20 protein-coding genes are annotated in these 15,373 nt (G+C 64.6%); 11 read left to right on the top strand and 9 right to left on the bottom strand.

Going from position 1 to position 15,373, the window contains the following annotated elements; all coding sequences use genetic code 11:
* Position 1 precedes the first annotated feature (1 nt).
* Positions 2 to 379, bottom strand: coding sequence for a hypothetical protein (locus ABS78_RS02485; protein WP_293374564.1), 378 nt, complete (start codon positions 377 to 379; stop codon positions 2 to 4).
* 73 nt (positions 380 to 452) lie between these two features.
* Here ABS78_RS02485 and ABS78_RS02480 point away from each other — a divergent pair, with 73 nt between their 5' ends.
* Positions 453 to 1,184, top strand: a complete 732-nt coding sequence (locus ABS78_RS02480) for an SOS response-associated peptidase (protein ID WP_293374562.1) — start codon at positions 453 to 455, stop codon at positions 1,182 to 1,184.
* Between the two features lie 214 nt (positions 1,185 to 1,398).
* Positions 1,399 to 1,644 carry a hypothetical protein gene (locus tag ABS78_RS02475; protein WP_293374560.1) on the top strand — a complete coding sequence of 82 codons (246 nt, stop codon included), beginning with the start codon at positions 1,399 to 1,401 and terminating at the stop codon, positions 1,642 to 1,644.
* Here the strand turns inward: ABS78_RS02475 and ABS78_RS02470 are convergent.
* The 5 genes from ABS78_RS02470 to ABS78_RS02450 all read right to left on the bottom strand — a co-directional run bounded on the left by ABS78_RS02470 (position 1,641) and on the right by ABS78_RS02450 (position 6,051).
* Positions 1,641 to 1,967, bottom strand: coding sequence for a hypothetical protein (locus tag ABS78_RS02470; RefSeq protein ID WP_293374558.1), 327 nt, complete (start codon positions 1,965 to 1,967; stop codon positions 1,641 to 1,643). The two genes, ABS78_RS02475 and ABS78_RS02470, sit on opposite strands and share 4 nt — an antisense overlap.
* Before the next feature lie 190 nt (positions 1,968 to 2,157).
* Positions 2,158 to 2,628, bottom strand: coding sequence for a hypothetical protein (locus ABS78_RS02465; RefSeq protein ID WP_293374556.1), 471 nt, complete (start codon positions 2,626 to 2,628; stop codon positions 2,158 to 2,160).
* 216 nt (positions 2,629 to 2,844) lie between these two features.
* Positions 2,845 to 4,086 carry a DUF3363 domain-containing protein gene (locus tag ABS78_RS02460; RefSeq protein WP_293374553.1) on the bottom strand — a complete coding sequence of 414 codons (1,242 nt, stop codon included), beginning with the start codon at positions 4,084 to 4,086 and terminating at the stop codon, positions 2,845 to 2,847.
* 295 nt (positions 4,087 to 4,381) lie between these two features.
* Positions 4,382 to 5,314, bottom strand: a complete 933-nt coding sequence (locus tag ABS78_RS02455; protein WP_293374551.1) for a DUF2493 domain-containing protein — start codon at positions 5,312 to 5,314, stop codon at positions 4,382 to 4,384.
* A 248-nt stretch (positions 5,315 to 5,562) separates the two neighbouring features.
* Positions 5,563 to 6,051, bottom strand: a complete 489-nt coding sequence (locus tag ABS78_RS02450) for a GcrA family cell cycle regulator (RefSeq protein WP_293374549.1) — start codon at positions 6,049 to 6,051, stop codon at positions 5,563 to 5,565.
* A 261-nt stretch (positions 6,052 to 6,312) separates the two neighbouring features.
* On the opposite strand from ABS78_RS02450, the gene ABS78_RS02445 reads away from it, so the two are divergent.
* Entirely contained in the window at positions 6,313 to 6,552 is a 240-nt protein-coding gene (locus ABS78_RS02445) for a hypothetical protein (protein ID WP_293374547.1), read from the top strand.
* 52 nt (positions 6,553 to 6,604) lie between these two features.
* Here ABS78_RS02445 and ABS78_RS02440 read toward each other — a convergent pair whose 3' ends face one another.
* On the bottom strand, positions 6,605 to 7,009 hold the full coding sequence (locus ABS78_RS02440; RefSeq protein ID WP_293374545.1) for a single-stranded DNA-binding protein: 405 nt from the start codon (positions 7,007 to 7,009) through the stop codon (positions 6,605 to 6,607).
* Positions 7,010 to 7,038: 29 nt separating this feature from the next.
* Positions 7,039 to 7,386 carry a hypothetical protein gene (locus ABS78_RS02435; RefSeq protein WP_293374543.1) on the bottom strand — a complete coding sequence of 116 codons (348 nt, stop codon included), beginning with the start codon at positions 7,384 to 7,386 and terminating at the stop codon, positions 7,039 to 7,041.
* A gap of 145 nt (positions 7,387 to 7,531) precedes the next feature.
* On the opposite strand from ABS78_RS02435, the gene ABS78_RS02430 reads away from it, so the two are divergent.
* Positions 7,532 to 7,846, top strand: coding sequence for a hypothetical protein (locus tag ABS78_RS02430; protein WP_293374541.1), 315 nt, complete (start codon positions 7,532 to 7,534; stop codon positions 7,844 to 7,846).
* A gap of 213 nt (positions 7,847 to 8,059) precedes the next feature.
* Here the strand turns inward: ABS78_RS02430 and ABS78_RS02425 are convergent, their stop codons facing one another.
* The gene (locus tag ABS78_RS02425; RefSeq protein ID WP_293374539.1) at positions 8,060 to 8,857 is read right to left on the bottom strand and encodes an IclR family transcriptional regulator; all 798 of its coding nucleotides are present in this window, start codon (positions 8,855 to 8,857) and stop codon (positions 8,060 to 8,062) included.
* A gap of 99 nt (positions 8,858 to 8,956) precedes the next feature.
* Here ABS78_RS02425 and ABS78_RS02420 point away from each other — a divergent pair, with 99 nt between their 5' ends.
* Genes ABS78_RS02420 through ABS78_RS02390 form a run of 7 tightly spaced genes read left to right on the top strand, consistent with a single transcriptional unit; the run spans position 8,957 to position 15,313 of the window.
* On the top strand, positions 8,957 to 9,754 hold the full coding sequence (locus ABS78_RS02420) for a fumarylacetoacetate hydrolase family protein (RefSeq protein ID WP_293374537.1): 798 nt from the start codon (positions 8,957 to 8,959) through the stop codon (positions 9,752 to 9,754).
* Positions 9,751 to 10,695, top strand: coding sequence for an acetaldehyde dehydrogenase (acetylating) (locus tag ABS78_RS02415; protein WP_293374535.1), 945 nt, complete (start codon positions 9,751 to 9,753; stop codon positions 10,693 to 10,695). The genes ABS78_RS02420 and ABS78_RS02415 overlap by 4 nt, the downstream gene beginning before the upstream one ends.
* The gene (dmpG, locus tag ABS78_RS02410) at positions 10,692 to 11,750 is read left to right on the top strand and encodes a 4-hydroxy-2-oxovalerate aldolase (RefSeq protein WP_293374533.1); all 1,059 of its coding nucleotides are present in this window, start codon (positions 10,692 to 10,694) and stop codon (positions 11,748 to 11,750) included. The genes ABS78_RS02415 and dmpG overlap by 4 nt, the downstream gene beginning before the upstream one ends.
* A 16-nt stretch (positions 11,751 to 11,766) precedes the next feature.
* Entirely contained in the window at positions 11,767 to 12,612 is an 846-nt protein-coding gene (locus ABS78_RS02405) for an alpha/beta fold hydrolase (RefSeq protein ID WP_293374531.1), read from the top strand.
* A complete protein-coding gene (locus tag ABS78_RS02400; protein WP_293374529.1) occupies positions 12,609 to 13,460 on the top strand; it encodes an NAD(P)-dependent oxidoreductase in 852 nt (283 codons plus the stop codon). Before ABS78_RS02405 ends, ABS78_RS02400 begins: the two co-directional genes overlap by 4 nt.
* On the top strand, positions 13,444 to 14,730 hold the full coding sequence (locus tag ABS78_RS02395; protein WP_293374527.1) for a Rieske 2Fe-2S domain-containing protein: 1,287 nt from the start codon (positions 13,444 to 13,446) through the stop codon (positions 14,728 to 14,730). The genes ABS78_RS02400 and ABS78_RS02395 overlap by 17 nt, the downstream gene beginning before the upstream one ends.
* Positions 14,723 to 15,313, top strand: a complete 591-nt coding sequence (locus tag ABS78_RS02390; protein ID WP_293374525.1) for a 3-phenylpropionate/cinnamic acid dioxygenase subunit beta — start codon at positions 14,723 to 14,725, stop codon at positions 15,311 to 15,313. Before ABS78_RS02395 ends, ABS78_RS02390 begins: the two co-directional genes overlap by 8 nt.
* Positions 15,314 to 15,373 lie beyond the last annotated feature (60 nt).

The following is a 15,373-nucleotide window of genomic DNA, read 5'->3' as shown; positions in this document are numbered from 1 at the left end:
CTCAGTCGCCACGTCGCGCCCGGGCTCGCCGTCGGCGGATCGCCCGCATCAAATCCGGATGGAGCTTGGGACGATCCCATCGAGCGGCGCCGCCTATCCGGCCGAATTCCTCGGGGTAGCGGAGGTAGGTGAAGACCCTGTCGACGACGTCGACCATCAGCACCTTCATCTCCGCGTCGGAGATGCGCGAGAGGCGAGCCCAAGGAATCTCCCCATATGGCGTGACCACCTTCACGTCGCTGAAGTCGCCAGCCAGCGATGACGGGAAGGTCCCGGCATGGAGGTTCTCGAGTTCAGAATTTCGCACGCAGGTCTCGATTAGCGCCTTGGCCAGCTGCTCGAGGTCACGCCTCTCGGCTCCGCTCAGACGAGAACTCATGCCCGGCCACCCTTCCAACGGTCATCGCGTGCGCCAGCGTGGCTCGATCTGCACCACCTGCTAGGCTTCGCGGATGTGCAACCTCTACGCCATGATGCGCGCTCGAGCCGAAGTCGCCGCGATTGCGCGGGCTATGGACCGCAACAATAATCAGCCGCCAATGTCGGGTGTCTATCCCGACTATGCAGCCCCAGTCGTCGTGCGCGACGAGGCAGGTTGGCGTGAAATGCGGGACATGCGCTGGGGCATGCCGACGCCGCACAACGTCCAATTCGAAGCGGCCAAGAAGCGGGCTGACAAGCTGCGCGCAAAGGGCACGGACTTCGATTTCAACGAGCTCCTGAGGATGGAGCCCGACAAGGGCGTGACGAACATCCGCAATACGGCGAGCCGACACTGGCAGGCTTGGCTCGAACCCAAGCATCGGTGCCTGGTGCCGATCACGTCGTTCAGTGAGCCCGACCAGGTGGGCGGGACCTACAAGCAGGTCTGGTATGCCCTCGACGCCTCGCGCCCGCTGGCGTTCTTCGCCGGCGTCTGGACCGCCCACAGTTGCGTGCGGAAGATCAAGACGGGGTGGGAGGACTGCGAGGTCTTCGGCTTCCTCACCACCGGTGCAAATGCGGAGGTCGCGCGACACCACGACAAGGCGATGCCGGTCGTCCTCACCGATCCAGCCGACTGGGATCTCTGGCTCAGCGATGCGCCGTGGTCCGAGGTTCGGCGCCTGCAGCAACCGCTCCCCGACGGAACGCTGCAGATCGTGGGACACGCCACCAAGGAGGACGAGGTTCTTCCGACCTGACCGATGGGACCGGTACAGCACACTTCTCGATCGACGCGGTGGACGGTCCGCCTGCTCGCCGGGGGCTGCGCAGTCCTCGGCGTTATGTGCGCGGTGCTAGCGTTCGCCTGGTCACGGAAGTCGGACGAGGCCGCCTGCTACCGAACGGCTTTGGCCGTAGGCGAGACGCCCGCCATCGCCGAGTCAGACTGTGGCGGCGCCGAGTAGCCCGCCGATGCTGACCCTGACCGACATTCAACTGGAGCTGAACGATCGCGCCGGCGTTGAGGCGACCGGCATTCGGCTCACGCGCCAGGAGTTCGACGACCTGGTGCGGTCTCGCGGTCGGCCGAGCGATCCGCTCATTCAGCCCGAGCGCTCCGGCAAACCGGCCCAGGTCATGGGCATGCCGGTGACATGGGTCGCGCGCTCCGCAGGTCCTCGGCTCCTCCCGGCGGTCAAGCCGAGCCGCGGGCGTTAGGCGTCCCGCGGCCACTTACCGTCAAACAGGTGCGGAAAGACGGCGATCTCACGCGCGCCGCACCCCTCGTCGCCCGCGCAGGCGAGCCTTTCCACGAGCGCCGAAACGCGCACCTGAGACCCATCGCCGAACCGACGCGCCAACTCCGGCGGCGTCCATTCGACGAGGCGCTCGCAGGCCTTGCAGCAGATGGCCAGCGACCATCCCTTCCTCAGGTAGTCCGCCACGGTGTCGCGCCCGACCTGTCCGACCTGGAAGGCCTGGAGCGCCTTCTTGGGCGGCGCCTTCAGCGTCGATACGGGTTCAGATCCAGACAGTGGCACGGCCCTCCGCGCCACACTGGCGGCATCTGGCGCGCCGACGGATGTCCATTGGCGTGGCGTCGGAGCCGCAGGCGTCAACGGCTTCGCGGAACGTCAGCGTCGCGAGGTGTTCGCAGCCATCGCATCGGATCTTGAGTGTTGCGCCGGCGTCATGGAGCGATGCAGGTTCTGGAACATCTGCCCCATCGTGTCAGAACGCAGGGCGGGTGGGCCCGGCGCCGTCGCCCGTGGCGCCGTAGAAGCTGTGCACGCGTGTGAAGTGCAGCGCGGTCGTCTCGAGGCTCTCCAACGCGATCATGAGGGCCAGGTAGTCGCGCCCGAACGGCGGGCAGCGCTCCATGAGGCCGCGCAACTGCTGCACGAATGGGGCGGCCGATTTGAACGCTGCGATCGCCTCCTGCCGGTCGCCAAGCGGGTTGTTGGCGCCGCGCCGCTCGGACCATTCCCGCTCCAGCTCGAAGTAGAAGTTCCGCCGGCGCGTGAAATGGTAGGCTGAGGTCTCCAGACCGTCCCAGGCGATGCTGATCGCCATCCAGTCGAGGCTCGGCATCACGACGCCAGAACGCCATTCGAGCAATTGCTCCGCGTAGGGCCGCAGGTCGTTGAACACACCGACACAGCTCGCCTTGTCACCGAGCCCGCTCCGAGACCGGTAGACCATCTAGGCCTCCCGCGGATCGTTTGGATGCACCGGGCGACGCATTGGGCAACGGGGCATGCCGGGGCCCCGTTCCTGGATCCGGCCGTCGCTGTGGACCCTGCCCAGGATCGGCAGGATGCGCGCCGTGTCCCCGCGCGGCTGGTTGTCGTTGCTGATTACCATGTAAGAACAAAAGCAGAACTTACAGCCGGGGACGAGTCGAATTTGTCGCGCGCGTTAGCGCTCGAGACCCTGTCCGCGCCCAAGCTCGGTCACCGACGCCCCGCCCAGGCCGGGGCCGAGTTCCACGGCGCGGCCTGTCCCGGGCAAGGTTTGGGCGGTGCGCAATCGCGCGAAGTGCTCTACGCCCTGCGCGTCGCGAACGATGACCCAGCCGGAGGCTCCGAGCTCGTCGTGGTGACCGCTCTTCACGACCCGACCACGGACGGGCTCGTCACCGAGCTCGCGCACGTCTCGACCCGCTTCCAGCCGTCGCTGATGCAGGCTTCGGACTACGTCGCGCCGCACCTGCAGCGTCCGCAGCTTCGCCTCGAGGTCCGGGGCCAGCCGGTAGCGCGGTCCGTGCCGCGTGGCCAACCCAAGGGTCTCGAGGTGCCGCAGACGGCCGCGGTTGAGGGCGGCCCAGGCGTCCGTGCCGCCCACGCCATCCTCGACCTCAAGATTGGCGTCGGCGGCCTGCAGGAGTCGCCGATCGAACCCGGTGAAGCGATCAGCCTGGGTTTCGCGCCATATCCGCTGCTCGGCCTCTACCCGGGACAGATCGCCCAGCAGCTCGTGAGCCACCTCCTGAGCCCGGGCTCGAAACCCATAGCCGATGTAGTCGCGTGGAATGACGAGGTCGCGGCCGGACGCGCGACGACCGCGAACCAGGACGTGCGCGTGCGGCTGGTCGGTGTCGAAGTGACAGACGCCCAGCCACTGCAGGTCAGGCTCCCCGAGGTCTTCCGCGACACGCTTCATGGTCTCGCGGGTGAAGCGCCTGAGGTCGGCGATGCGATCACCGTGTTCAGGTGAGACGATGAAGCGGAAGTGGTGGCGATCCTCACCCCAGCTCTTTGTCGTTCGGGAGGCGTCGACCGCGTCCAGCTCGCGGTCGAAGAAGTCGGCCCGCCCGCCCTCAACACCGGCGCCGCTGCGCGCCAGATAAGACACGTGAGCGGCCAATGCCGCGTTACGCTCGAAGCCCCGACCTATATGGCGCGCCACCAGCGCTTTCACGATGACCCGTTGCCGGACGTCCAGTCGGAAGGCCCGTCCTGAGCGCGCCTGCGCCGATCGCAGCACACCGGCGCGATCGCCGAAGGCAAACAAGCGGGAGGCCGCGAGACGCTGGAGGATCGCTGTTCGCGCCGGCGCCTTGTCCGCCTTCAGGCGGTTCGGAAGTCGCGCCAGGCGTCGTGGCGGTTCCGGATCCGACGACCCGGACAGACGAACGCGGATAGCGTCTCGGGCCAGCATAGCGCCTCGCTCAGGACCGTCGAAGCACACACGTCACCGCACGTCGGCGACGAGCGCCCGAGGTCGCTCAAGAGGCTGAAAGTGTAGAGAAAAACAGAGCCGAAAACACTCCTTTTATCTTGCCCTAAGCCACTAAATCGGAGAGGTCGTCAATCATCATCAACAACAAGCAAGTCGGCGCAAAGGTCTGTGGTCGGTCTCAGCGGACCCTAATCTGAGTCGCCGCTCCTCTGGCCAAACGAAGAAACCCGCCCGGCCGGAGCCGAGCGGGTCGAAGGTCGGAAGCGTTTGGATGTCAGGCTGCGCGAGCCCGGATGGGCATGTGCTGCACGCCTCGTGAGTTGGCCTGCTGAGCGAGGTTCAGGGCCGGTCCGAACGGATGCGAACCAGCCGCCCGGGCTTCGTCCAGGGACTGCGCCAGGGTCAGGCAGCAGGTGGGTTCGAGCGCCATGAGTTCGTCATTGGCGCGGAACGGAGCCGCCTTGCCGTGTCGGTCGAAGTCCGCCCGGGCGACCACGAGCGTGACACCTTTCTGCTGCGCCCAGCGGATCGCGATCCGCTCCGCGCCCTTGGCTCCGGTGGTGGCGAGCGCCATGTCCGGCCACTGCTCGCGGGCCCAGTTCAGGGCGTCGAAGATGCGGTTGGCGTCCGCCTGACTGTCGGCGAACGGGGCAGCCCGGAACGCCACGATGGGACCGCCCGGATCGGCCTCGGCCGACCGACGCCGCTCGATGCCGCGCAGGGCCTGCTTGGCCTCCAACTGCGCCGCGGTCAGGTGCGTGCCCCGCCGGCTGCCGCGCCAGGGCGTCCAGACGTCCCCGGTCGCGGTCGTATAGACCTCGGCCGCCGCGTCGCGGATCAGCTCGCAGGCCGCCTGGGCGACATCCGTAGACCGCGCCAGGCGCGTGGCGTCCTGCAGCTCGGTGTCGGCCATCTCGGACCCATCGAAGTCGCGCTCCAGGATCCGCATGCGGTCGCGCGCCCGATCCGCATCACGCTCGATCCGGCCGGCCGCTGAATGGAAGGCGCCGATCAGGCTTTCGGCCAGGATCGTCTGCACATCCTCCAGTGCGGTGTCGCCGATCAGATCGAGGAGCTCGGTCATCACCGCCAGGCCGAGCTGGGTCAGGGCGGCTTCGGTCGGGTGCGGCCGGACGTCTTCCAGCGCCGAGGCTTGCACGTCGAACGCGGTATCGGTGGTCGAGAAGGCATGAAGGGAGAAGGTCATCGAAGGACTCCAAGGTTGAGAGGAATCGCCGATGCGCCCCAGCGCAACGACCTCTGTCTTGGCCACGTCGGGTCCCGGGCAGTCACCGGAGCGGAGCGCCTCACGCGAAGCGGAGGGAAACGGCCGCCAGGCCGTTGACGGCCCGGGTGACGTGACAAGATGAGAGGGCGTTGTGTGGGGGCGTTGCGCCCGCCCGAAGAGGCGGGCGCTCAACTCGGCGCGCCATTCGCGCCGATGGCTGAAGTCGATCAGGCCAACGCCCGGCCGGCCAGCTTGACGAGGTGGTTCCGCTCCACCGGCCGATAGGCCAATGCCCCATGGGGCGCGCAGTACGCCCCCCGCGTCGCCGTCCGGCCACAGAGGCAGAAGTCATCCGCGAGGGGGTCGCCGATCGGCCATCGACATTGCCCGAGGCGCACGGTCACGACGCTCGCCAGTCCGCTCTGTGGCAGAGGCAGGCGAGGGGAGGCCGCACCCGGCGGCGGGAGGGCCTTGAAGGACTTGGACCTGGACCTAAGACGCGCCCGACGTTCCCGGCGCTGGTCCGCGCGTCCGGCGCCCGGCAGGCGCGCGCCGGTCCGGCCGCTCAGGCCGAGGCGATGGATCTTCCCGATCACCGCGTTGCGGGTGATGCCGGCGCCGAGGTCGCGGGCGATCTGGCTGGCGCTCGCGCCATCCTTCCAAAGCTTCCTGAGGGTCTCGACGCGATCGTCGGTCCAGGTGTCGCGGGCGACCATGGCGGTGTCTCCGGTTGACGAGCCCGATCGGCTCGCCTCCCGCCCGCCCTTCCTCCGTCTTCGCGTGAGGGATCGTCACCCGAATGGGCGGAGACCCGGCACGGGGCTCCGGGAGCCGAAGGCGACTAGAGCCCGACCCGGCCCTTCGGCCGGGGCACGCCCGACCACGCTGCGTCGAGAATCGACATCGGAGGAGGCCCGCCTCCGCTAAGGTTCCACGCGCCATCCTGCATTCGGACGGTGGCCGCGCGGAGAGACAGAATGGCTCTCTACACCTTCTACCCCTGCCAGCTCGACCAGACCTCGCTCTCCTTCGAGGCGCACGAGCTTGAGGACGACGCGGCGGCCACGGTCCATTGCCTCTATGTCCTGGAGCAGCATCTCAGCGCGCAGTTCGTCGTGGTCTGGTGCGGCGAGCGCCATGTCGTCACGCGTCGTCGGATGGACCCTGGCCTCGCGGCGGTCCTGGGCCGCGACCCCGACATGTCAACTCTGGCATGAGAAAGCCCCGCCGGCATCGCCGGCGGGGCCCTAGGTTTCAGCAGGCTTGGCTCTAGAACGGGATCTCGTCGTCGAGATCAGCGACCGTCGTCGGTCCCTCAGCTTGAGAGGCCGGCTCCGGGCGCGGGCCCTTGGCCTTGATCCGCAGGTTCTCCACCACGAGACGCAGGTCGTAGTGCTTGGTCCCGTCGCGCCCGGTCCAGGTGTCGTTCTCCACGTGGCCGCTCACCACCACCCGCGAGCCCTTCTGGGCGTAGGCGGCGATGTAGTCCTCCGCGGTCTTCTCGTTGAAGCACACGCAGTTGAAGCCCGTCGTGCGCTCCCCGGTCTGCCCGTCCCCGCGCCGGAAGCGCTGGGTTTCCAGCACCCGGAAGGCGGCGCGCTTCTTGCCGCTGCCTTGAGCCGACAGGATGGAAGGATCGGCGGCCAAATAGCCTTCAATGATCACGCTCTGCATGGTCAGTCTCCTTGGTTCGAATTGTGGGATCAGGCGGCTTGCCGCTCGGCGGAGGCGTCGCGGTCCGACGCCCAGTCGAGGACGGTGAGAGAGCGGACGACCAGCTCCTTGGCGGCGCGTTGGCCGCCGTCGCGCGCCTCGTAGAGGTTGTCCACGAAGGCCCCGATCACCACGACCTCGCAGCCGCTGGCCAGGCCCTGGGCGATGACGCGCTCGTTGAGGCCCTTCGCCCAGCTCACGCAGTTCACACCGACCACCCGCGGCTCGCCGCTCGCGTCGCGGCCGCGGTTCTCCAGCAGCCGGAACACCGCCTTCGCGAAGTCGTCGGTCACCTGCGGATCGGCCGACAGCCGGCCGACAAACACCACGTTCTGCATGACAGTCTCCTCGCTCATCGAAGCGGCGAGACCCATCGTCCAGCCCGCTTCACCCGGCGGAGCCCTCCCTCCGACCCCTGCCGGCCTCCTGCCGGCCCACTTCCGGCCTTGGCGTGCCCGCGGATCGGTTGGTAAGTCGGGGCCGATGAGCGATTTCGTCGATGTCCCGGGCGCCTCAGGCGCCCACTACCGGTTCCGGCGCGCCGCCCCCGCCGAGCTCCCGCCAACGGCCGGCAACCTGCTGGTGGCCACCTGCCAGACCGGGCGGCTGAAGGTGCTCTTCTGCGGGGCGGCGCGGAGCCTCTCGCGCGCCGCCCCTGTCGTCTCGGAGACCCTCAAGGCCAACCGCAGCGCCAAGCTGTTCGTGCGGCTGAACGTGGCGCGCACGACCCGCGAAGCGGAACACGCCGACATCGTGGCCGGCGTGTCCCCCGCCGCCGAGGCCGGCGACCTCGACTAGCCGCCCGCCCCCGGCTCGAGGGCCTGCACGACCGCCTAGCGGGCCGTGACTGAGGCCGCTCTCGACGCCGAGCCAGCCCCGCGAGCGCGGGGAGTCGAGGGAGCACTTCTGAGCGGCGGCGCAGAAGCTGTGGCGACGAGACGATCCCTTCCAGGAAGGACGCCGCGGTTTTGGCGGGCGGGAGCCGACCGGCGTTCGCCGCTGGGTCCGCGATCACATTGCTTCTGGCGGCGGCTGAGCGCCGCCGAGAATGGCGAACCGAGCGGAGATTTGTTTCGCGCACAACACAAGCTCTTCAACCAGCATGCGCTCGTCCCGAGGCGTATCGATCGCCGAAGCAGATATCGCCGCCACAACCTGCCCTGCGCGGTCCCGAACGGGAACGGCAGTGCAATACAAATTCTCGGCGACCTCCGCCCTGTCGAATGCGCAATCTTCGCGAAGGACGCGCTCGAGCTCCTCGCGCAGCGCGGTTGGGTCGGTGATCGTGTTGGGGGTCAACTTCACAAAATCGCCGGCGCTGAGATACTCCGAGAGGCGAGCGCCTCCCAAGTGAGCAAGGAGAATCTTCCCAATTCCAGAACTGTATGCTTCGAGTTGCATGCCCTCTCTGGTGAATAGCCGGTCGTCAACACAGCCTTCCTTTATCAAATATGTCACCATATCATCTTGCAATACACCAAGATGAACGGTCAGCCCGATTCGAGCGGAGAGACGCTTCAATACTGGTCGACTTACGGTCATCAACAACGAATTGGGCTCGGTGACGCCAAACAACTGAGCTAATACAGGTCCGGCGCCATAGGTGCCGCGCCCCACTTTAGCGATAAGACCCCGACTTTCGAACACAGAGACGAGCCGGTAGCTGGTAGACGCTGGTATGGCGAGCTCCGCCGCGATCTCCCGGAGCGAACGCTCCGGTTCGGCCAAGACCTGTACCCACAGATCGAGGGCCTTCTCGAGGGCGGCGGCCCCTTCGACATGACTCCCCGGACGCGGCGAGACAGACATTTTCCCATCCCATGAGACGATCGGGCGACGCGTGTTGCGTGTTTGGAGGGCCGCCGAGTACGCCTCTGTCAACAAAAAAATACCAAAAGGGAGCGAAGGTTGAGTTCGAAGCGTCGCATCTACGCGGACTTGGCCGCGCGCTTGCGCCAAGCATACGCTACTGGCCCCGTGGCGCCGTTGCGCGACGGCTTGGCGACGTCGGACGCGGATGGCGCCTACGAAATTCAGCACCTGAACACGCGATATTGGATGGAGAGCGGACGTCGCGTCGTCGGAAGGAAGGTCGGGCTGACGTCCGATGCGGTGCAAAAGCAGCTGGGCGTGAGCCAGCCGGATTTCGGCGTCTTGTTCGAAGATATGCGCCTAACGGATGGCGGCTCGCTGGCGGCCTCACGCACGATTCAGCCCAAGGTAGAGGCTGAAGTCGCCATCATCCTGGCCAACGATCTGGATAGCGCGGAAGCAACGGCGGAGGATGTCCTGGCTGCAGCGGATTGCGCGGTAGCCGCGATCGAGATCGTCGATAGCCGTATTTCAGACTGGCAAATCTCATTCGCGGACACCGTGGCCGACAACGGATCGTCGGCCTTCTTCGTCCTGGGATCGGAGTTCCATTCGCTGAGCGGACTCGATCTGCGCACGTGTGGCATGGCGATGGAGATCAACGGCAAGGTGGTCTCGCTAGGGGCAGGCGTAGCCTGCCTGGGTCACCCACTGAACTCCGCGGCGTGGCTTGCACGCACCCTTTCGGCCCACGGCACAGGTCTGAAGGCTGGAGACATCGTCCTGACCGGCGCCTTGGGGCCCATGGCGACGCTTGCGCCAGGCGACTTGGTGAGGGCGGAGATCGGCGGCCTGGGTTCCGTCGGCTTCACGTTCGGGGACGACCGCTCGTGACGAAGACCAAGGTTGCAATAATCGGCTCCGGCAACATCGGAACGGACTTGATGATGAAAATCATCAAACTCTCGCGGACGCTCGAGATAGTGGCCATGGTGGGGGTGGATCCGAATTCCGATGGCCTGGCCATCGCTCGACGTCTGGGTGTCGCGACAACGGCGGCGGGCATCGACGGTCTCGCGACGATGCCCCAATTCCATGAAGTCGCGATCGTGTTCGACGCGACCTCCGCCTCCGCTCACCGCTATCACGACGAGGTGCTCCGTCGCCACGGCAAGCGGATTATCGACCTCACCCCGGCGGCCATCGGGCCCTACACCATCCCTCCCGTCAACGGCGAGTCTAACCTCGACGAGCCGAACCTGAACATGGTCACCTGTGGCGGTCAGGCGACGATCCCGATCGTGGCGGCCGTCAACCGCGTCGCGCCGGTGATCTACGGTGAGATCGTCGCATCAATCGCCTCCAAGTCCGCGGGTCCTGGCACGCGGGCGAACATCGACGAATTTACTGAAACCACCTCGCGAGCGATCGAAGCAATTGGTGGGGCCCGCCGCGGCAAGGCGATCATAATCCTGAACCCGGCCGAGCCGCCGCTGATCATGCGAGATACGGTCTATTGTCTATGCGAAGACGCTGAGACTGCGGCCGTTGAAGCCTCGATACTGGAGATGGTTTCCCGCGTTCAAACCTACGTGCCGGGATACAGGCTTAAGCAAGCGGTCCAGTTCGAGCGCATTACGGACAACAACCGGCTGAAGATCCCGGAGATGGACGACCAGGCGTTCGCCGGTCTGAAAGTGTCTGTCTTCCTCGAAGTGGAAGGTGCAGCCCACTACTTGCCCTCCTACGCGGGCAATCTTGACATCATGACGTCGGCCGCATTGGCCACGGCTGAGCGACTTGCGCAACGCATGCCGGGGATCGTGGCGGCATGAGCCCCGCCCGAAAGCTCTACATTCAAGACGTGACCCTGCGAGATGGGATGCACGCCATTCGGCACCGGTACGGACTTGACCAAGTACGCGCGATTGCCAAGGCGCTCGACGAGTCCAAGGTGGACGCGATCGAGGTCGCGCACGGTGACGGCCTGTCAGGGTCCTCCTTCAACTACGGCTTTGGCGCGCACACCGACTGGGCGTGGATCGAGGCGGTGGCGGAGACGATCAGCCACGCAAAGCTGACCACGCTGTTGCTGCCAGGTATCGGCACCGTCGAGGACCTGAAGCGGGCCTATGACTTGGGTGTTCGATCGGTCCGCATCGCAACGCACTGCACAGAGGCTGACGTCGCTCGCCAGCATATTGGCTTCGCACGCGACCTCGGCATGGACGTCGCAGGCTTCCTGATGATGAGCCATATGAACGCGCCCGACGCGCTGGCCCAGCAGGCAAGGCTCATGGAGAGCTACGGCGCGCACTGCGTCTATGTGACCGACTCTGGCGGCGCACTGACGATGGAGGGCGTGACCGAGCGCTTCGCCGCTTATGACAAAGTCCTCCAGAGCAGCACCGAACGCGGGATCCACGCACACCACAACCTCTCGTTTGGGGTCGCGAACTCAGTCGCCGCGGTTCAGGCCGGGGCGATCCGAGTCGACGCCTCGCTCGCCGGCATGGGCGCGGGCGCGGGAAACGCGCCGCTCGAGGTCTTCATCGCGGCTGCTGAAATCTACGGCTGGGAGCACGGGTGCGACCTCTACAAGCTGATGGACGCAGCCGACGATCTCGTGCGCCCGCTCCAGGATCGTGAAGTCCGCGTCGACCGCGAGACCCTCACGCTCGGGTACGCCGGCGTCTACTCCAGCTTCCTGCGGCACGCCGAGACAGCAGCGCAAGCCTACGACCTCGACACCCGGGCGATCCTTGTGGAACTGGGTCGCCGCAGAATGGTCGGAGGTCAGGAAGACATGATCGTGGATGTGGCGCTCGATCTGGTCAAACGCCGAGACGCCGCGAAAGCAAGAGAGCGTGTCAACGACAGTCACGCCTAGTTAGAGAGGGATCGAGATGTCAATCGACAGAGAACAATCCAGCCGCACTGTAAAGGTTGGGGAGCTCGAAATCCACTACCATGAGGCCGGGGAAGGACCAGTTCTTCTCTTCGTGCACGGTTCTGGCCCCGGCGCCACCGGGTGGAGCAACTTTCAACGCAACCTCGATCACTTTTCCCAGAAATTTCGAGTCATTGCGGTCGATCTACCAAATTTCGGCAAGAGCACGAAGTTGTCGGTCCCGATCGACAAGGTGTGGAGCTACTACGCTGAAGTCCTGCTGAACTTCATGTCCGCGCTGCAAATCTCGCGAGCCGATCTCGTGGGCAACTCTCTTGGCGGCGGGATTTCCCTCAAGATGGCGATGGACGCTCCGGATCGCATTGGCCGCCTGGTGCTCATGGGGGCCGGCGGGAGCCTGCCGATCCTGACCCCCACGCCGAGCGAAGGGATCAAACATCTTCTCGAGTACTACGAGGCTCCGGGGCCCTCCCGTGAGAAGCTGAGGAATTTCCTGGACGTGATGGTGTACGATCCGTCCGAGTTGACTGACGAACTCATCGAAGAACGGTTCGCCGCGAGCACCGACCCCGGCATCGTCGCCAACCCGCTGTTCACCCGGACTCGAGTGCCTGGTGGAGAAGCGCTCTTCGGGCGGCTCCCCGGCGTCGCGAACAAGACCCTGCTCATCTGGGGCCGAGACGACCGCACGGTAACGCTCGACAATGCTTTCTTGCTGCTGAAGCTCATGCCCGATGTCCGGCTGCATGTATTCGGCAAATGCGGCCACTGGGCGCAGTGGGAGAAGGCGGAAGAGTTCAACGCCCTGGTCAGCGGGTTCCTTGACGGCGAGTCGTCGTGACCCGTCCAGCCGACAACAAGCTGGGCTTTATCGGCCTGGGAGAACAAGGCGCGCCCCTTGCGCTGAACCTGCAGGGGGCCGGCCTTGCGCCGATGGTGTTCGACACTCGGTCGGAGGCTCTAGAGCCCTTCGCGGCGGCGGGGGTCGCAATCGCCGACTCGGTCGCAGAACTGGGACGTTGGGCGACAACGGTCCTGGTCTGCGTGACGAACGACGAACAGTTGGAGGCCGTCTTGTTTGGGCCAGGGCGGCTCATCGAATGTATGGGCGCCGGAGGGCTGATCGTGGTGCACAGCACGGTATCCCCAAAGGTTGTCCTCGCTGCGAACGAAGTCGCAGCGCAGAGGGGCCTTGCTCTGGTCGACGCCCCTCTCACGGGCGGCGGTCAAGGCGCGATGAACAAGAGCGTCGTGTACTTCGTGGGCGGAGACGCAGAGGCGGTCGAGCGTTGCCGGCCCGTACTCGGGGTGTCCGGCCAGAAGATCATCCACGCGGGGCCTGTCGGAGCAGGCATTCGCGCCAAGCTGGTCCATCAACTCGTGCTGTGTGGCAACGCGGTTGCGGCGCGCGACGGCTGGATCCTGGGCCGCCGGTGCGGTCTGGACGATGAGGTCATCGTCGACGTGATCGAAAACGGCGCCGCTCAGAGCCGCATCGCTGGCCGTTGGCCTCGGATCGAGTGGTCAGACCATGCCGTCGCACTGTTCCAGAAGGACATGTCGCTCTGCCGGTCGTTCGGCGAGGAACTCAATCTAGAACTTCCGACGGCGGCCTTCGTGCAAGAAGAACTGCGGTCAAACGGTCTCGCTGAGAACCAGGAGGGCTTTAATCATGAACGCGCGCGTTAAACTCGTCGACCGCCAAGCCGGAATTGTCAGCCGGGAAATCTATGTGAGCGAGGAGCTTTACCAAAAGGAGCGGGAGCGGGTCTTTGGGAAGGCATGGCTCTACATTGGCCATGAGAGCCAGATCCCGGATTCGGGTGACTTCATCCTATCTCGGATGGGGGAGGAGTCGGTCATCATGACCCGCGCCCGGACGGGTGAAGTCCAGGTCATGCTGAACAGCTGCCGGCACCGCGGTATGCGCGTCTGCCGCTATGACGAAGGTCACACCGAGAAGTTCTACTGCCCCTACCACGGCTGGTCCTACAACCTCGACGGGTCTCTCGCGCACGTCACCGAGTACGAGCGCGAGTACAAGGAGCAGGGGTTCGACCACTCGCAGTGGGGTCTCATCAAGGCCAAGGTCGCCGTCGTACGGGGCACGGTGTGGGCGACCTGGGACCCCGACGGCGATTTCGACTCTTACCTCGGAGGCGCGCGTCAGCTCCTGGAACTTTCATTCGTCGGCTGGGACGGAGAGGGGGCCGTAGAGGTCGTCGGCTCCACACAAAAGTGGCAGATCCCCTCGAACTGGAAGATCGTGGCCGAGAACTTTGCTGGCGACATGCTTCATGTTGTCAGCCATCGATCGGTCGACATAGTCGGGATCGGTCCCAACACTGAATCTGGGCGCCGAGACGCCAGCCACACTGCACAATACGTGCAGGCGGGGTACGCCGAGGGGCACGCGAGTGTTGTAGGGTTCTACAACGATACCGACCCCCGTCGTGACTATTCCGCTTCCAAGATTACCGCCGAATATTTTCAGGACTGCTACGCGAAGCGCAAGCGGGTCCTGGGCGATCAAGCGCTCATCAGTCCTGCCGTCGGGACAATCTTCCCAAACATGTCTTTCCACGGAAATCAGCCGCGCACAATTCTTGTCGCGCATCCCGTGAGCGTAGACAAGACTGAAATGTGGCGACAATACTTTGTGGATCGAGATGCGCCAAGGGAAGTCAAGGACTTTCTCCGCAAATACTATCTTAGATACTCTGGGCCTGCCGGACTTACCGAGCAAGATGATATGGAGAATTGGAACTACGCCACGAATGCGAGCAAAGGGTTCATGGCTCGACAATTCCCATACAACTACGCCGCAGGCATTGGAAACGAAACCACCACGAACAGGCTTCCTGGCGCCACCGTCGAAGTAAACGGCCAGGGCGAGCTTCACGGCCGCTCGATGTATGGCAAGTGGGCGGAATTCATGGGGGAAGCTGATCATGTCTGACATTGCGAAGAATTCTGCCGATCTCCAAGGAAAGACGATCGGCGGACTGCCAATCGACAGACTCGCTCACCTTATACTCATCCGAGAGATAGAGGATTTCCTCTATACAGAGATGGACGTGCTGGACAATCGCGAATTCGAGAGGTGGTTGGAGTTCTTTTCCGATGATCTTAGGTATTGGATGCCAATGCGAAAGAATTTGGCGTTTCGAGATCATCACCACGACATCACCGGTCCGGACGATGCAGCCTGGATAGACGACGACAAGAACATTCTGACCAAGCGTGTAAAGCAGATCCTCACGGGAATTCACTGGGCCGAGGAGCCTCTTTCACGCGTATCCCACATCATCACGAACGTCCGCATCGATCGATCGATTACCGCCCTCGCCGAGGGTGAGGAAGTCGAGGTGAAGTCAGGTTTCCTGGTTCACAGGAATAGACTTGAGACCGAGACAGATTTTTTGGCGGGTCGTCGCATAGATATTCTTCGCAGGTCCGGGGACAGCTTCCTGATTGCGAAGAGAACGATCGTCATCGATCAAAGCGTTCTTCTCGCGAAGAATTTGACGTTCTTCTTCTAGTACGAAGAGATAATTCAATTTCAAAAAGAATGAAACTCGCGACGCCGAAGGCGTGTGCGA

The sequence above is a fragment of the Phenylobacterium sp. SCN 70-31 genome, assembly GCF_001724605.1.
Taxonomy (GTDB): domain Bacteria; phylum Pseudomonadota; class Alphaproteobacteria; order Caulobacterales; family Caulobacteraceae; genus Phenylobacterium.
The sequence above is the reverse complement of the archived record's forward strand: the minus strand, read 5'-3'. Positions and strand labels throughout refer to the sequence as shown.

What these genes read in the sequence shown, in the direction of transcription:
- ABS78_RS02450 (WP_293374549.1), bottom strand. Translation starts at nt 6,051, where the DNA reads ATGGTCGCCCGCGACACCTGGACCGACGATCGCGTCGAGACCCTCAGG.
- ABS78_RS02435 (WP_293374543.1), bottom strand. Translation starts at nt 7,386, where the DNA reads ATGCAGAACGTGGTGTTTGTCGGCCGGCTGTCGGCCGATCCGCAGGTG.
- ABS78_RS02430 (WP_293374541.1), top strand. Translation starts at nt 7,532, where the DNA reads ATGAGCGATTTCGTCGATGTCCCGGGCGCCTCAGGCGCCCACTACCGG.
- ABS78_RS02440 (WP_293374545.1), bottom strand. Translation starts at nt 7,009, where the DNA reads ATGCAGAGCGTGATCATTGAAGGCTATTTGGCCGCCGATCCTTCCATC.
- ABS78_RS02480 (WP_293374562.1), top strand. Translation starts at nt 453, where the DNA reads ATGTGCAACCTCTACGCCATGATGCGCGCTCGAGCCGAAGTCGCCGCG.
- ABS78_RS02390 (WP_293374525.1), top strand. Translation starts at nt 14,723, where the DNA reads ATGTCTGACATTGCGAAGAATTCTGCCGATCTCCAAGGAAAGACGATC.
- ABS78_RS02405 (WP_293374531.1), top strand. Translation starts at nt 11,767, where the DNA reads ATGTCAATCGACAGAGAACAATCCAGCCGCACTGTAAAGGTTGGGGAG.
- ABS78_RS02460 (WP_293374553.1), bottom strand. Translation starts at nt 4,086, where the DNA reads ATGCTGGCCCGAGACGCTATCCGCGTTCGTCTGTCCGGGTCGTCGGAT.
- ABS78_RS02425 (WP_293374539.1), bottom strand. Translation starts at nt 8,857, where the DNA reads ATGTCTGTCTCGCCGCGTCCGGGGAGTCATGTCGAAGGGGCCGCCGCC.
- ABS78_RS02465 (WP_293374556.1), bottom strand. Translation starts at nt 2,628, where the DNA reads ATGGTCTACCGGTCTCGGAGCGGGCTCGGTGACAAGGCGAGCTGTGTC.
- ABS78_RS02475 (WP_293374560.1), top strand. Translation starts at nt 1,399, where the DNA reads ATGCTGACCCTGACCGACATTCAACTGGAGCTGAACGATCGCGCCGGC.
- ABS78_RS02455 (WP_293374551.1), bottom strand. Translation starts at nt 5,314, where the DNA reads ATGACCTTCTCCCTTCATGCCTTCTCGACCACCGATACCGCGTTCGAC.
- ABS78_RS02445 (WP_293374547.1), top strand. Translation starts at nt 6,313, where the DNA reads ATGGCTCTCTACACCTTCTACCCCTGCCAGCTCGACCAGACCTCGCTC.
- ABS78_RS02395 (WP_293374527.1), top strand. Translation starts at nt 13,444, where the DNA reads ATGAACGCGCGCGTTAAACTCGTCGACCGCCAAGCCGGAATTGTCAGC.
- ABS78_RS02485 (WP_293374564.1), bottom strand. Translation starts at nt 379, where the DNA reads ATGAGTTCTCGTCTGAGCGGAGCCGAGAGGCGTGACCTCGAGCAGCTG.
- dmpG (WP_293374533.1), top strand. Translation starts at nt 10,692, where the DNA reads ATGAGCCCCGCCCGAAAGCTCTACATTCAAGACGTGACCCTGCGAGAT.